Origin of the sequence: Brevibacillus daliensis, from assembly GCF_021245735.1 — a bacterium.
Classification (GTDB): domain Bacteria; phylum Bacillota; class Bacilli; order Brevibacillales; family Brevibacillaceae; genus Brevibacillus_B; species Brevibacillus_B daliensis.
On the sequence record NZ_JAJISB010000012.1, the window covers coordinates 1 to 14937 of the forward strand.

The 14937-nt window shown below is 39.7% G+C and carries 13 protein-coding genes; 5 read left to right on the plus strand and 8 right to left on the minus strand.

Translation table 11 applies throughout. The features are described from left to right. Positions 1-58: 58 nt before the first annotated feature. From LM917_RS11380 to LM917_RS11395, 4 genes are all read right to left on the minus strand, one after another. A complete protein-coding gene (locus LM917_RS11380) occupies positions 59-727 on the minus strand; it encodes an amino acid ABC transporter permease (RefSeq protein ID WP_232697636.1) in 669 nt (222 codons plus the stop codon). A 23-nt stretch (positions 728-750) separates the two neighbouring features. Beyond that, positions 751-1557 (minus strand): transporter substrate-binding domain-containing protein, encoded by an 807-nt coding sequence (locus LM917_RS11385; RefSeq protein WP_232697637.1) that lies wholly within the window; start codon positions 1555-1557, stop codon positions 751-753. A 527-nt stretch (positions 1558-2084) separates the two neighbouring features. Continuing rightward, a complete protein-coding gene (locus LM917_RS11390) occupies positions 2085-2306 on the minus strand; it encodes a helix-turn-helix domain-containing protein (protein ID WP_232697638.1) in 222 nt (73 codons plus the stop codon). Between the two features lie 21 nt (positions 2307-2327). After that, positions 2328-2900, minus strand: coding sequence for a DUF2975 domain-containing protein (locus tag LM917_RS11395; protein ID WP_232697639.1), 573 nt, complete (start codon positions 2898-2900; stop codon positions 2328-2330). A 191-nt stretch (positions 2901-3091) separates the two neighbouring features. Here LM917_RS11395 and LM917_RS11400 point away from each other — a divergent pair, with 191 nt between their 5' ends. From LM917_RS11400 to LM917_RS11410, 3 genes are all read left to right on the plus strand, one after another. Beyond that, entirely contained in the window at positions 3092-3583 is a 492-nt protein-coding gene (locus tag LM917_RS11400) for a PH domain-containing protein (protein WP_232697640.1), read from the plus strand. Further along, positions 3583-5112, plus strand: coding sequence for a PH domain-containing protein (locus LM917_RS11405; RefSeq protein WP_232697641.1), 1530 nt, complete (start codon positions 3583-3585; stop codon positions 5110-5112). Before LM917_RS11400 ends, LM917_RS11405 begins: the two co-directional genes overlap by 1 nt. A 227-nt stretch (positions 5113-5339) precedes the next feature. Next, positions 5340-6245 carry an acetamidase/formamidase family protein gene (locus tag LM917_RS11410; RefSeq protein WP_232697642.1) on the plus strand — a complete coding sequence of 302 codons (906 nt, stop codon included), beginning with the start codon at positions 5340-5342 and terminating at the stop codon, positions 6243-6245. 165 nt (positions 6246-6410) lie between these two features. Here LM917_RS11410 and LM917_RS11415 read toward each other — a convergent pair whose 3' ends face one another. Then, positions 6411-8579, minus strand: coding sequence for a sensor histidine kinase (locus LM917_RS11415; protein ID WP_232697643.1), 2169 nt, complete (start codon positions 8577-8579; stop codon positions 6411-6413). Next, positions 8557-9249 carry a response regulator transcription factor gene (locus LM917_RS11420; RefSeq protein WP_232697644.1) on the minus strand — a complete coding sequence of 231 codons (693 nt, stop codon included), beginning with the start codon at positions 9247-9249 and terminating at the stop codon, positions 8557-8559. Before LM917_RS11420 ends, LM917_RS11415 begins: the two co-directional genes overlap by 23 nt. Positions 9250-9472: 223 nt before the next feature. Between LM917_RS11420 and LM917_RS11425 the strand changes: the two genes are divergently transcribed. Both LM917_RS11425 and LM917_RS11430 read left to right on the plus strand, forming a co-directional pair. Beyond that, a complete protein-coding gene (locus LM917_RS11425; protein ID WP_232697645.1) occupies positions 9473-11170 on the plus strand; it encodes a YcdB/YcdC domain-containing protein in 1698 nt (565 codons plus the stop codon). Positions 11171-11358: 188 nt separating this feature from the next. Next, a complete protein-coding gene (locus tag LM917_RS11430; RefSeq protein ID WP_232697646.1) occupies positions 11359-13047 on the plus strand; it encodes a YcdB/YcdC domain-containing protein in 1689 nt (562 codons plus the stop codon). 96 nt (positions 13048-13143) lie between these two features. On the opposite strand, the gene LM917_RS11435 is transcribed toward LM917_RS11430, so the two are convergent. After that, positions 13144-13449, minus strand: coding sequence for an FmdB family zinc ribbon protein (locus LM917_RS11435; protein ID WP_232697647.1), 306 nt, complete (start codon positions 13447-13449; stop codon positions 13144-13146). A 33-nt stretch (positions 13450-13482) separates the two neighbouring features. Beyond that, entirely contained in the window at positions 13483-14664 is a 1182-nt protein-coding gene (gene fmdA, locus LM917_RS11440; RefSeq protein WP_232697648.1) for a formamidase, read from the minus strand. Between the last annotated feature and the right edge of the window lie 273 nt (positions 14665-14937).

Here is a 14937-nt window from a genome sequence, read left to right on the forward strand (position 1 = left end):
GTGTGAGAGGTCGGGGGTTAGTCACCCCCTCCTACTCGATTACAGGGAGCAACAATACCTAGTTAGCCCCACGCTTACTCAATCGTTTTTCCAGCCTGTTTACTATAGCTGTAAAGATAAGGACAATCACCAAATAGTAAAATGCAACAATCAAAAAGTAGGTCATTTCATCGAAAGTCTCGGCAGATAACCTGCGAGCCATTGCGAATAATTCGTCCATGGCGATGAAGGCGGCAAGCGAGGATTCTTTCAATGATAAAATAAATTGGTTGCCAAGTGGCGGAATAGAGCGTTTTAACGCTTGTGGCAAAACGATATGTCGCATAGTTAAAGCAGGTGACATTCCAAGAGATAAACCTGCTTCTGTCTGCCCTTGATCGATAGATTGAATCGTTCCACGGAATATTTCAGCAATATAAGCACCGCTATGGATAGCTAATGCCAGTGTAGCAGACCAAAATTGACCTAAATCTACGACTTTATAAAATCCAAAGTAGAGAACGAAAATCTGAACGATTAAGGGAGTTCCACGTATAACCGCAATATATACGTTGGCAATGAGTCTGGCAATTGGCAAACGTGACACCTTTAATAAAGCGAAGAATAGCCCAATTACCGTTCCAACCACAACAGACGCAACAGTCAATTGAAACGTAAGTAGTAGTGGCTTCAGAAAAAACGGAAATGTTCGAATGAATTCTTCGATGAGATGGTTGAGGTTCGGCAAAAGTAGCCCTCCTTTCGTTTATGTTATTCCTTCTTGCTGATGTCCCGACCAAAGTATTTTTCACTTAGTTTTTGATACGTACCGTCCGCTTTCATTGCGGCAAGGGCTTCATTAATTTGTTTCAATAGCTCTTCGTTCTCCTTGCTAACTGCAATTCCGTGCTGGACTTCAGATAGAGGGGAACCGCTTTTCTTGATTTTTAGCCCTTGTTGAATAGCAATCTCGCCAACCACGCTATCCGTTATGACGACATCGTGTTTGCCTTGTTCTAGAGCACGAAGCGCTGTTACATCGCTGTCATAGGTTTTGATATTGTCCGTATATTCACGAGCCATCTTTTCATGTGTTGTTCCTAGGGCAACTGCAACTTCTTTTCCTTTTAATCCATCTAACGTAGAGGTTGTCCCATCAGGGCGTATAAATAACTGACCTCCAGATAAATAGTAGGGTTCAGCGAAGTTTATCTGCTGTTTTCTCTCATCAGTGATTGCATGGCTAGCAATAGCTGCATCATAGCGCCCTTCCTTAACACCAGCGATAATACCTGAGAAGGGGGATGTTACTGCTTTTGGGGTTAGATTCATTCGTTTTGCCAACTCGTTCCCCACTTCAATGTCAAAGCCAGTCAGGACTCCATCCTTGAAGTAGCTAAAAGGTTGATACTCTCCGGAAGCAACGTAGGTGAACACACCTTGGTCTTTTGTCATAGCTGAACCGGACTTACCTTCTGCATTCGTTGAGGTAGACGCTGCACCACAACCTGTTACTACAACTGAAAGGGATAATAGCAAGGGAACCACAACTCTTGAAAAAATAGGCTGCATTTTCATTTCTCTTTTCCTCCTAATATATGTTGGTATAAGGTAAGCAAGCTGACCTAATGTGGTCAGGTATTGAACTGAACATGAAACAAAGCTGATGAGGCATAGGCAAGAAACGGCTAAAAGGCTGCATGTAAGCCAATTTTACGTGTGATCAATCACGAATAATGAGGAACATGAATTTCAAAATAGTCAATTTTGATAGAATATTCAGAATATAACTGAGAATCAGCTGATCGCAAACAATTCTTAATCTGTTCCATGAATTCATGCACGTTTTTTTGAATCTCGGCGATTTTTTTCCTTATTAAACACTTCTTACCCTCATCAAGCTCTTTGTTTTCTTCCATTGATATCACTCATCCATAGAGTGGTCTTCACTAATTCGACATTTAATTATAAAATCCCCTTCTAAATGAAGGGGAAATAATTTTGTTCATCTTATATAGATCTGAAATAATCAGGGAATTTTTGGGACAACAGCGAGCGAAAGAATGACCCGACGGCGTAGTGGTCACGAATCATCGGACTTCATGTTAATCTTCTTCGTTCACCTCCCCCTTGATATACTCTAACAAATCGCCAGGTTGACAATCCAGCGCTTTGCATAGTGCATCAAGTGTCGAGAAACGAATTGCTTTTCCTTTCTCATTTTTAAGTACTGACAAGTTAACGGGAGTAACGCCAACAAGTTCCGACAGTCTGTTCAATGACATTTTACGCTCAGCCATCATGACATCAAGTTTTATTCTTATCATTATGAGCCGCCTTCTTCATATTCAAATTGTGTTCTTATTTTCTTCTACTGCATGTACAGCTGTTTTCAAGGCAGAAGCAATAATAATAAGTATTATTCCTCCAAGAATGCTATCCACAAACGAAAAATCTGACAATGTTAGTTGTGCATTCGTAATCTCCAAGGCAGTAATCGCTTTCGATAATAGAACGCCGTCTATATAGATATAAGCTGTTCCTACAACCAAGATCGTCAGCCCTAACTTGTATAAAATAGAGACATTTTCATACATAAAGAGGTCGTCAATGTACATGTTTTTTAAAAATTTATGGAAATACCATAGGAATAAAAGTCCAAATAAAAGCGCTGCTGTATTGCAAGCTAATGATAGCATCAGAAATGATTTATCCGTGTACAGCTCTGGCTGCTGAAAAAAGTCTACATTCACATATCCAAATATCGGCTTAAATTCCCCAAAGGATTGAGTGAAGCTGCTCTCAGGTTGCCATATAAAGAAATAATGTTCTGCTACTGCAAATAACGCCAATAAAATAAGCAGGTAAAAAAGGATTAAACATAGTCTCGATCCCATTTTATATACGATTTTCAAATTCATCAACAAGGTCTCCTTTAGGCGAAAATCTATGATTTCATGATTATAAGTTTATGCTAATTTTTAATCTTAATCAATATATTTTTATCGTTTATCATTAAAAATATATTGATTAAGATTATACCACCTGCTATATTTATAGTATGAGACAACCAAATACTACAAAGACGTTTTGAACACACAGAGGTGATGATATGTATTCTCAAATTAATGAACCGCAACAACGCTTAGCAAAGGATTTTATTAAAGTAACAATCATAAACGACACGATTGAGAATATCGTCTGGTACATTATACTTGGTGTATTGTTTTATCTTGATCATATGTTGGAATGGAAAGAGTGGATTGGCTGGGTGCTGATCAGCATAGCCATCATTTCTGTCATAGCCTCCATATGGTCATTCATCAGTCCGTTCCTTGTCTATAAGAACTGGCGCTACGATGTAAGTGAAGAATTTGTCCAGTTGAAATCAGGAGCAATACGAGAAGATCATCACCTTATTCCGATGACAAAAATACAGGCGGTATCAACGGTACAAGGACCGCTACTTAAAAAATACGGACTTTGCACCATATCCATTAAGACGATAGGAACTTCTCACACTATTCCCGCACTGCCTAAAGAGGCAGCCGTCGAGTTAAGAAATCAGATTGCAGCTTTCGCAAAAATAAAGGAAGTGGAGTAATGAATGACATAAAGCGATACCACCCGCTCATTATTGTTTTTGAGTTATGGAAATTAGTTAGGAACTCAGCTTTCTTTGCTCTTTTTTTATTCGTATTAAAGTATAATTCGGAGGCTGCTTTTGTAAGGTATGGAAGGATCGCGTTTATTGTCATTTTGGGGTTTTCCATCGTTCATATCTTCATAAAATGGTTTACCCATAAATACAAACTTGATGATACTTCCTTTCATATTTACAAAGGAATATTCACCAAGTCGAAGCAAACGATACCGTTTATCAATGTTCAGAACGTAAACCGTCACACTTCTTTATTCCATCGGATATTCAAGGTTACTTCCCTTCGATTGGCAACCGGCATGGAAGGTTCAGATGCTACTATTGAATTTACAGTCATTAGTCCGACGGAAGCAGACAACATTGAAAGGCGTATGTGTGTCCCTATACTCGACGAGGCGAAGACGACTCAGCCTAGTGAGGGTGAGAAGGGGGTATCTCCTTCTGGGGTACAACCTGAGATGCAACATGCGGATCGTACAGCCCCACATCGAATGATTCATTTTAAGCCAACAAAAAAGGATGTTCTAAAAGCTTCCTTTACATCGCTGAGCTTTCTAATCCTGATACCTTTACTTGGTTCGTTATATACCAAAGTAGATGAGATCTTCAATGTGGAAAAAGAAGCGGAAGGTTTGTTGTCCACTATCTTAAGCTCTTGGTGGCTGGTTACGAATGTTGTTATTGGGCTCATCGTTATTTCTGTATCAATCGGAATCATTCGAACATTTTTAAAATACGGAGAGTACGAAATTTCTTCAGATACAAATCGCATTTACATTAAGAAGGGTGTAGTCGATTCGACTTCTTTTTCTATTTCCAAGCAAAAAGTGCAGGCTATTGAAATTACTCAATCAACGATGAAGCGTATGCTCGGGCTCGTCGAAGTGAAGCTGATTAGTGCAGGAGGAACCAATGATGAGGAAGATAAACAGGAGATTAACACCCTGTATCCTTTCTTGCCTGTTACTCGTGCATATAAGTTGATATCTGAAATATTACCGTCCTATGAAGTGACAGAAGAGATGACTCGTCTCCCACAAAAATCGTTGTGGGTTCGCATGTTAAAACCAAGTTGGTTCTGGCTCATTTCTACAGGAGCCCTCTATTATTTTAAACCAAAGCTTCTAGGATGGGAGCATACGTGGTGGGTTCTATCTATCGTCTTATTTGTCTGTGTCTATGTATCTAGATTGTTTGATTTCTTTCATACACGCTTCACATTGAACCATAATTATATTCAGATCAAGACAGGAGCCCTGACTACCTCGTTATTCGTTTCGAGACGGGATAAGGTTATTGAAGTGAAAGTAACCCGTAATCTGCTTCAACAACGTCTTGGCCTCGCTTCAATTGAAACTGTCCAGCAGGCCAAACCCGTTTGTCGCACTACTATTAATGATGTGCCTATCGAAATGGCTCGAGCGTTCTATACGTGGTATTTGGGACGCACGAATGAGATTAATGTGAAATAAATGTTTTAAAATATGCGGCCTCTGACCTCTCTCGCCGAAATGGCAGTGAGTGTAGAGGACCGCGTTACTATTTTGTCATGGGAATGAGTCTCTCTACATCTATTAGAGTTATGACAAATGTTTATGAGAATAGCATGATATTTACTGCAATATTAGTAAGTTGACGTATACTAGTAGATAGTTTGAATTTTATAAAAATCATTCTTTTTCAAAGGAGGACGAGGGGAATGCATCGTGTTAGCAACAAGCATTTGATTTATGCCATGTCACCAAAGAACGAACCCGTACTGACAGTAGAAGCAGGTAGTGTCGTTACATTTGAGACATGTGATTGCTTCGAGGATCAGATTCAATCAGCTGATGTTGTCTTTAACGAACTGGATTGGAATCGTGTTAATCCGGCAACGGGACCTGTCTTTGTAGAGGGAGCCGAGCCAGGAGATATTCTAGCGGTAGAGATACAAAAAATCAAGATAGGTACGCAAGCAGTTATGGTTACAGGACCAAATTTAGGTGTCTTGGGCTCCGTTTTGACCGAGAACATTGTTAAAGTAATACCTGTTACGGATAATCACGTTCAGCTTGATTCCTTTTCAATCCCATTAAATCCAATGATTGGTGTTATCGGTACTGCACCAAAGGAAGGCAGTATTTCCTGTGGGACACCTGATATGCATGGCGGAAATATGGATTGTAAACAAATGCGTGAGGGAACGACTTTACTATTACCAGTTAATGTACCGGGGGCACTTTTTGCGCTTGGTGATCTGCATGCTGCGATGGCAGATGGGGAAGCCTCTGTGTGCGGAGCGGAAATCGCTGGGGAGGTTACAGTTAAACTAACTGTGATCAAAGGTAAAAAATGGCCTCTGCCAATGGCGGTAAATCAGGAGCATGTAATGACGATCGTCTCTCACAAAGAGTTGGATGTGGCTGCTGATCAAGCTGTCATTCATATGGTTAACTTCTTGCACGATGAATATCATGTACCTAAAGCAGATGCCATTTCGCTCATTTCTCTTGCTGGTGATGTACGGATATGTCAGATTGTTGATCCGCTAAAAACAGCACGGGTAGAGCTTCCGATCCAATATCTTGAGCAGGTTGGATTTTCAAGAGAAATGTTGAAATAAAAATCATACAAAACGGTCATGACCGTTTTGTTGGACCGCAAGCGGTCACATCCAATTTCATGAAAAACGTCGAGACGTTTTTTACAGAAAAAAACGAGTAGAAAAGGGCTAAAACCCGATCCTACTCGTTTTTCATTCAGCTATTATTCTTTACTATGCCTAATATTACTTATTAAACACCGCAGTCACTTTGAAATAATCACCATCAATATCTATAAAGAGTTGACCACCTTGCAATTCTACGATACTTTTCGCAATCGCGAGTCCTAGGCCTGATCCTTCAGTGTGGCGGGATTGATCACCACGTTTAAAGCGTTCGAACAGTTCATCTATATCGAAATCTATTTCATAAGCAGATACGTTTTTGATAGTGAAGAAAACGTGATAATCGTCTTCTGTTAACGAAAGATAGACTCTGGTGTTAGGAAGAGAATACTTTACTGCGTTGCTGATAAGATTTTCAAAGACCCTCCATGTTTTGCGTCCGTCTAGCGTCGCATAGATGTTTTGATGTTGTACCTGTAAGCGGAAAGTCAGGCTTGATTTTTTAATTGTTTCATTAAATTCAGCCAAGGCCTGATTTAACAAGGAAACTACATTGAGTCTCTCCGTGTGTAGGTCAACAGTTCCGCTTGCTACCTTGGAGGCTTCAATTAAATCGTCAATCAGGATCTTAAGACGTTGTGTCTTCTTATCGAGGATATCCATGTAGTTTTTCTTCTCTTCTTCAGTAATATCCTCTCGTTTTAACAGGTCCACATAATTGATGATCGAGGTAAGCGGAGTGCGTAAATCATGTGATACGTTCGTAATCAGCTCTGTTTTTAGCTTCTCACTCTTTATCTGATTCTGCATCGATTTTTGCATACCGACTCGCATATTATTCAGATTGCGGGTAAGATCCACAAAGTTCTTGTCTTTCGGTTCTTTTATCGTCATCTGTAGATTACCTGACGCCATCTCTTCCGCTGCTCTCATGATCTTATTTAAGGTACTGATTTTTCGTAGTGTAAGAGGCACAACGACTATGAGATAAAATAGGTTGTAAAGAACTGAAATGAGCAGGAATAACTCCTCGCGAGCGGAAAGCGATACGATGGACAACAGAAGACTTAGCGCAAATCCGCCTGTTAGAAACCCGAAGATGATCACTTTCATTAATAAGCTCTTGTTTACTTTACTCTCTGCCCATAATGTTCGCAATTTGCCAAGAAAGCTGCGTTGCCATTCTGCTTGACGTTCCCTTTCGTTGGTAGCAAGACGATAAAACTCTCGTATCTGAAGAGCGATATAACCGAGTAAGCTGGCTATAAATATCAGGGCAAAGAAGTGAGCTATCTCAATGGGGAGATAAAAGAAGCTTACATTTGATGCATAGCGCATGGTAAACAAACTGATGATCCCAAAGAGAATAATCTGTAAATCAAGCGGAATTATTCGGATTATAGAAGAAGCTGTGTCCAGTGTATGTGCTGGATTTTTTTTGTTTCTCCAGTAATAAACGAAGAGTGCGACTGCTCCCGCCAGACTAATGATACCCAAGACGTTTACCCACATTAATCTATCCTTAACATTCGCATAATAGTAGTAATCAGCATGGACGGGACTATGGTTGCTTGCGGCATCGGGAACGACCAAATAGCCAGTCCAGTTCCGTTCACTTAAACTACTAGTAACAGCTAATAACTTAGGGTTCGAAGAGTAAGATGGTATTTTAAAGTAGTAAAGAGCATCATTATCCAGACTAGCCTCATCTGGTGGATTTATATTTGCGACCACCCTGCCCGTATCTTGATTTTTTAGATAGTATTGGAAGTGATTTTCCAGTTTTATAAAGTTCATCTTGACTTGCTTATAGCTTCTATCTTTTTCTGCAATCAGATTCGGAATAATATTATTTACAGATTCGGTATAAGAAGTGTTTAAGCTCTGTAACTCTTGTTCTTTTTGTTTTTTCAGTAATGCCAGCTTTTCCGTATTATTTTGTTCTTCGGCCAGTTGAATGTTTGACTTATATTTATAATACAAATTCTCTTCGTCTCGTCGGAACCGTTCATCCACCTTCTGTTTTATTTCTGCAATTTCTTCTTTCGTATATTTTTCCTCGTACGTTAACTCTTCGTATCCTCTAAAATCTGAGTAGTATTTAACAAATGCAGTGGTAAATTCATCAACTCGTGAAGCAAATTCACTGCTAGTAAAATAAGCATGACTATCGAGCTTTTCTCTATTGTCATACACATCCACCGCAGCAAGCAAAGTAAAAGTAAAAAGAAATAGACTGAGCACTAAGGCTACCGTAGGCCAAAAGCTAGCCTTCGATTTTGTATCCAATGCCCCACACCACCTTTAAGTATTTGGGCTCTTTTGGGTTGATCTCGATCTTTTCACGAATGCGGCGCACATGGACAGCTACTGTATTTTCCGCATTGTGATAAGTTTCCTTCCATACTTTTCCATAGATTTGTTCAATGGAAAAAATATGGCCTTTATTTACCATAAGAAGCTCCAGGATTTTATATTCGGTTGCTGTTAAACGAACTTCTTCACCATCGACCAATAGGGACTTGGCTTGGATGTTGAGAGTAAGTCCACCTACATGAATCTCCTCTTCACTCGCTTTGTAATTGCCCAGATTGGTATAGCGACGAAGCTGTGATTTGACACGCGCTATCAGTTCAATAGGATTAAACGGCTTGGTCACATAATCATCAGCCCCCACATTTAATCCGAGAACGATATCCATGTCTTCTGATTTGGCTGATAGCATGATGATTGGAATGTTTTTCGTTTCTCTGATTTTGAAAGTTGCCTTAATACCATCCATCTCAGGCATCATAATATCTAATAGAATTAAGTGAATCTCCACATTATCAAGAACCTCTAGTGCTTCTCTGCCGTTCTTGGCTTGAAAGACGGTAATATCTTCATTGCGAAGATAAATATTGATCGCTTCTCTGATTTCTGCCTCATCATCTACGACGAGAACATGATATTTAGACATTCATTTCCCACCTTTTTTCACGTTCCTTTCATTGTGGCATGAGATTACGATTTGGTATAGGCATATCTTATAAACAACTAGTTACAAAAAAATGGGGAAGAATCTTACGAATGTATGACAAAAGGAGAAAGGAATTATTATATTCAATTAATTCTTGTTTTAGCTGTTACCTTTATCCTTGTATAACGTCTTAAAGGGTAATAAATAGTTACAGGAGGATATCATGAAAACAAATAAAAAGCTGCAAGCATCAGTTGCAACCCTAATGGCTGTTAGTATGGTAGCTGTCACACCGGTTTGGGCAAATGAACCTACTACTACAACGCAAGCTACGGAGATAAAAACGGGGCAGGAGAAAACAGCTATCCCCAAAGCCGTGGAACAATCACTGGAAACATTGTATCAGGCAGTGCCTGAATTAAAATCACTCACCATTAGACAACAACAAGAGGTCAAGAATGAGGTAGGTTCTCAATCTGTGTTTTCTATTTCTTTTAGCAATTATGATGAGAAAGAAAAGTACGACATGAAAAAACATGTCTCTGCCTATGCCAGCTTTGATAAAACAACAGGTGAATTGCTGAGCTTCAACCTCGAAAATCCTGCATATGCCTCAGACAAAGCTCCATCTGATGAACTGGCTAAAGAGAAAGCAAGAGATTTCGTAAAGCTGGTTACAGGAGATAAATTCTCTACCTATCAAATGAGTGAATGGGTAGGGAAAGCGGGAATGGGTACGGTCTCCGAAGATGGAGAGGAAATGAACTGGACCTTCTCAACGGTAAGCTTTGAGCAATTGATCAACGGCATTCCATTTCGTAATAGCGGGTATTATGTATCTGTAGATAATCAAGGCCATGTCACCTCGTTTGATAAGAGTGATAGGGGAGAGGTCAATGATCCTTCCAAATTCCCAGATCCTAAAAAGGCAATTAAGAAAGAAGATGCCGAAGCCACTTATCTAAAGACGTTAGATATGACACTGATGTATCATACCCAACAAGAATATTCATTCGTTACAACAACCGATTCAAAAAAAGCAGAGCCAATTTTAATGTATCTTCCTGTATCAAACGATTTAATTGATGCAACAACGGGGAAAACAGTTGAGATTTGGGGAAGTCCGAGAGATTTTAAACCTAAAACAATTTCGGTTTCTCCAAAAGGTGAGACCGTGACAGTCAAATCTCAAAAGGAAGCGGAAGAATATCTATCAAAACAATTCGGAATCGATATGACCAATATGGAATTCCGCGAAAATAATCATAAGGTAGACGGTAAAGTTAAATATCTGGACTACATGTGGCACAGCAAAGAAACAAATGATAAGGATAACAATAGGCTCTATGTTTCGCTAATGATCGATCCACAAACATCTCAAATTACTTCTTTTAACATCCAGGATGATTCTAAAGAAGGGGAGAAAATAAAAATTTCCGAAGCAGAAGCGCAGAAGGAAGCAATTGCCTTCTTAGAAAAACATTTGCCTCGTAATTTGAAAGAAATTTCATTAGAGCATATAAGCTCAACTAAAGATGATCATATTCCGGCATGGGTAGATAAGAGTAAGCTGAAAGATAGAAAAGTGATTCCACAATATTATTTTACATTTAATGAGCTTCATCAAGGAGTCCAGATAGCTGATAAATCGTACAGTGTTCAAGTAGATGGTGTAAGTGGCAAAGTGAATGGTTACTATTTCAATACGAATGATAAGGATGTAAAACTGCCAGATAATAAAAACCTGGCTTCCGTTGAAGAAGCAAAGAAAGCATACGTGAAAGCCCATTCTCTTGAACTTGCCTACGTATGGCCAGAGTACCACGATCAAAAAGCGCCTGCACCTCTTCTGGTATATGTACCAAGTAACCAAGCAAATGGAACCGTAATTGATGCGACGACAGGAAAACCTGTGAAGTAAGTAATAAAAGAAGACCTTCAGAAATAAGGAAGGTCTTCTTTTAAATTGTATTTGCAATAATTCAATTTTTTTGTAAGACATTCGTAAGATTCTTCCCTGTTTTTTTGTAACTAGTTGTTTATAAGATTTACCTATATCAATTCTTGTCTAACGTACGAAAGGATAGAAAAAATTTACAGGAGGGTATTATGAAAACAAATAAAAAGCTACAAGCATCAATTGCAACTATAATGGCTGTTAGCATGGTAGCTGTCACACCGGTTTGGGCAATGGAAGGTGCTTCTACTACAACGCAAGCTAAAGAGATAAAAACGGAGCAGGAAAAAACAGTTATTCCTAAGGTCGTGGAACAGTCACTGGAAACATTGTATCAGGCAGTGCCTGAATTAAAATCACTTACCATTCGAGAACAACATGAGGTAAAGAGAGAGACAGGCTCTTCATCTGTAATTACTATTACTTTTAGTAATTATGATGAAAAAGAAAAGTTCAACGTGAAAAAGAATGCCTCTGCCTATGTTAGTTTTAATAAAACAACAGGTGAATTGCTGAACTTCGACTTCGATAATCCTGCATTTGCCTCGGACAAAGCTCCATCTGATGAACTGGCTAAACAAAAAGCAAGCGATTTCGTAAAGCTGGTTGCAGGGGATAAATTCTCTACTTATAAAATGAGTGAATCGGTAGGGCAATCGGGAATGGGTACGGTCTCCGAAGATGGAGAGGAAATGAATTGGACTTTCGCATCAGTAAGCTTTGAGCAATTGATTAATGGAATTCCATTTAAAAATAGCGGGATTTATGTATCTGTAACTGAACAAGGTCATGTTACCTCTTTTAATACTAGTGATAGGGGAGAGGTCTATGATCCTTCCAAGTTCCCAGATCCAAAAAAGGTAATTAAGAAAGAAGATGCCGAAGCGACTTATCTAAAAATCTTGGATATGTCACTGATGTATCATACACAACAAAAATATCCAGTCGGTAAGGCAAAAGATCTAGCAAAAGCAGAACCAATTTTGATGTATGAATCTGTAACAAGAGGTTTGGTTGATGCAACAACGGGAAAATTGGTTGAGGATTGGGGAAGTCCGAGAGAGTTTAAACCGAAAACGATTTCGCTTTCTCCAAAAGGGGAGTCACTGATAGTCAAATCACCAAAAGAAGCGGAAGCGTATCTATCAAAACAAATTGGAATCGATGTAACCAATATGAAATTCGAAGAAGATAAACAAGAGCGGGACGGCAAAGTGGAGTATCTGGACTATTCGTGGCATGATACTAAAAATGATGACATGCTCTTTGTCTCGTTATCAGTTGATCCGAAAACATCTCAAATTACCTCTCTAACTATCCAGGACGATTCAAAGAGAGGAGAGAAAATAAAAATCTCTGAAGCAGATGCTGAGAAAACAGCGATTAATTTTTTAGAGAAGTATTTGCCTAGTGGTATAAAAGAACTATCATTACAGAATATGGATGCAACGGAAGACCAATTTATCCCATCTTGGGTAGACAAGAGTAAGCTGAAAGACAATAAACAGGCTCCAAAATATTATTTAAGATTTACTGATCTTCATCAAGGAGTCCCTATACAAGATAAATCGTACAGTATTGAGGTAGATGGTGTGAGTGGGAAAGTGATTAGCTTCTATCTTCATAAGAACCATAAAGATGTAAAGCTACCAGATAATAAAAACCTGGTCACAGTTGAGGAAGCAAAGAAGGAGTATGCAAAGGCAATTTCGCTTGAACTTGCCTATATATGGCCTGAATACCGTGATCAAAAGGCAGCGGCACCACTTTTAGTATATCTGCCAAGTGAAGAAGCATTAGGTATGGTGATAGATGCGACGACAGGAAAACCTGTGAAGTAAGTAATAAAAGAAGACCTCCTGAAAATGGAAGGTCTTCTTTTTGGTTTATTACTGTATCAGTACAATTTGTCGAACGGCTTGGAAAAGTAATATTTTCTAATGACTAGCTTGCCAAGGCCGCTTTGGTGAAGCTTTTCCTGCTGCTGTTGTAGCAGAATGAGAGTGAGTGCCATGCCCACATGAATGAGAGTGAGAATGCTCTCGTTTTACCACTTTCGGCATAGCGCTCTCTTCTATTCTTTTTCGAATGACAGATGAGGATGTAATAAGACCTGGCGCAGTATAGAGTCTAGTTGCCTCCTGCTCGCAGAAAGGGCAATCTATTCTCTCTGTTACTTGGCTCATACTCATTGTCTCTTCAAACGGTCCACATTCTTGGCATTGAAACAGATAAGTCGGCATTGTGTTGTTATAACCCCTTTCTTCATGAACCTGCTACTTCGGTAAAATATCTCGATCAAAAATCGAAGTAGGAATCCACAAAGTACAACATGCGTTCGGTACATCTACTACACCGCTGATTCTTCCTTCCACAGGAGCCGTACTTAGCAGCATATAAGCTTGCTCACCTGTTAATCCCGCTGTTATTTTTAAATATTCAATCGCATTGAGGCATGCGCGACGGTAAGCGATGTGTGCATCTAAATAATGTTGAGTTCCGCTGAATTCGTCAACAGAAATCCCTTCAAAAACCAAAAATTCAGAGTAGTTTGGATCAACTGGACCTGGTTTAAAGATCGGATTTTCTGTTACGTTGTATTTTGCCATTCCGCCTTTAATGATATCAACATGCAGATCTATCCAGCCTGCCATCTCGATACCACCACAGAAGGAGATTTCTCCATCACCTTGAGAAAAGTGCAGGTCTCCAAGTGAAAGCTTTGCCCCGTCTACGAATACAGGGAAGTAGATGCGAGTTCCTTTTGACAGGTTCTTAATGTCACAGTTTCCGCCGTTTTCACGTGGAGGTACTGTACGTGCAGCTTCCTTCGCAATACGATCAAACTCGGCACCTTGCAGTTTTCCGAGTACGGCACTGTCGGCAGTAGGCAGGTTAGCATAAGTAGGATTACGAGTTGGATCTGTTGCTACCAAAGCAGCCTCACGTTTATTCCATTTGTCCAACAGCTGATGGGATGGTGCGGTTCCAATTAAACCAGGGTGAATAATTCCAGCGAACTTGACCCCTGGAATGTGGCGGGAGCTTGCATAGATCCCGTGGAAATCCCAGATCGATTTAGCTGCTTCCGGATAATGTTCAGTCAGGAAGCCACCTCCATTTTCTTTTGCAAAGATCCCGTTAAAACCCCATTCAGATTCTTGCAAGGCACCGATGTCTAGGATATCGACAACGAGTAGATCACCTGGTTCTGCTCCATTAACCCATACAGGGCCGCTTAGTACATGCACTCGATTAAGATTAACATCGCGAATGTCACTTGGGTCATCGTTATTGGAGATTTGACCGTCAGTCCAGTCTTTGCACTCCATACGAAATACTGCCCCTGGATTAACGGAAACGGTTGCAGGAATATCCGGGTGCCAACGATTGTGTCCGGGTGTTGCTTGCTCCTCCATAGGCTTGTTCAAATCAACTTTAAATAGCACTTCTGGCATGACAATTCCTCCCTTAGACGATTTAACTGCAAATTAGTACAAAATAATATGTACTATTCTGATAATATACTTGTTTTGTCATATTGTGCAACAAATTGAGAAAAAAGAGAAGAAAGGAAGGGATTTCAGAATGAATTTGCATAAAATGGAAAAGGATAGTGGGACGGAAGAAGTTAGACATGTGTTGTACAAAATGTAAGGTTCTGTCGGGAACTAGACTTGTTATCATGACCGAGCAAAAGAAGAACGAGTACAAGGAAAAATTCGCGAGTT

Coding starts and splice junctions, on each gene's coding strand:
- LM917_RS11385 (WP_232697637.1), bottom strand. CDS start 1,557: ATGAAAATGCAGCCTATTTTTTCAAGAGTTGTGGTTCCCTTGCTATTA.
- LM917_RS11390 (WP_232697638.1), bottom strand. CDS start 2,306: ATGATAAGAATAAAACTTGATGTCATGATGGCTGAGCGTAAAATGTCA.
- LM917_RS11395 (WP_232697639.1), bottom strand. CDS start 2,900: ATGAATTTGAAAATCGTATATAAAATGGGATCGAGACTATGTTTAATC.
- LM917_RS11400 (WP_232697640.1), top strand. CDS start 3,092: ATGTATTCTCAAATTAATGAACCGCAACAACGCTTAGCAAAGGATTTT.
- LM917_RS11405 (WP_232697641.1), top strand. CDS start 3,583: ATGAATGACATAAAGCGATACCACCCGCTCATTATTGTTTTTGAGTTA.
- LM917_RS11410 (WP_232697642.1), top strand. CDS start 5,340: ATGCATCGTGTTAGCAACAAGCATTTGATTTATGCCATGTCACCAAAG.
- LM917_RS11420 (WP_232697644.1), bottom strand. CDS start 9,249: ATGTCTAAATATCATGTTCTCGTCGTAGATGATGAGGCAGAAATCAGA.
- LM917_RS11425 (WP_232697645.1), top strand. CDS start 9,473: ATGAAAACAAATAAAAAGCTGCAAGCATCAGTTGCAACCCTAATGGCT.
- LM917_RS11430 (WP_232697646.1), top strand. CDS start 11,359: ATGAAAACAAATAAAAAGCTACAAGCATCAATTGCAACTATAATGGCT.
- LM917_RS11435 (WP_232697647.1), bottom strand. CDS start 13,449: ATGCCGACTTATCTGTTTCAATGCCAAGAATGTGGACCGTTTGAAGAG.
- fmdA (WP_232697648.1), bottom strand. CDS start 14,664: ATGCCAGAAGTGCTATTTAAAGTTGATTTGAACAAGCCTATGGAGGAG.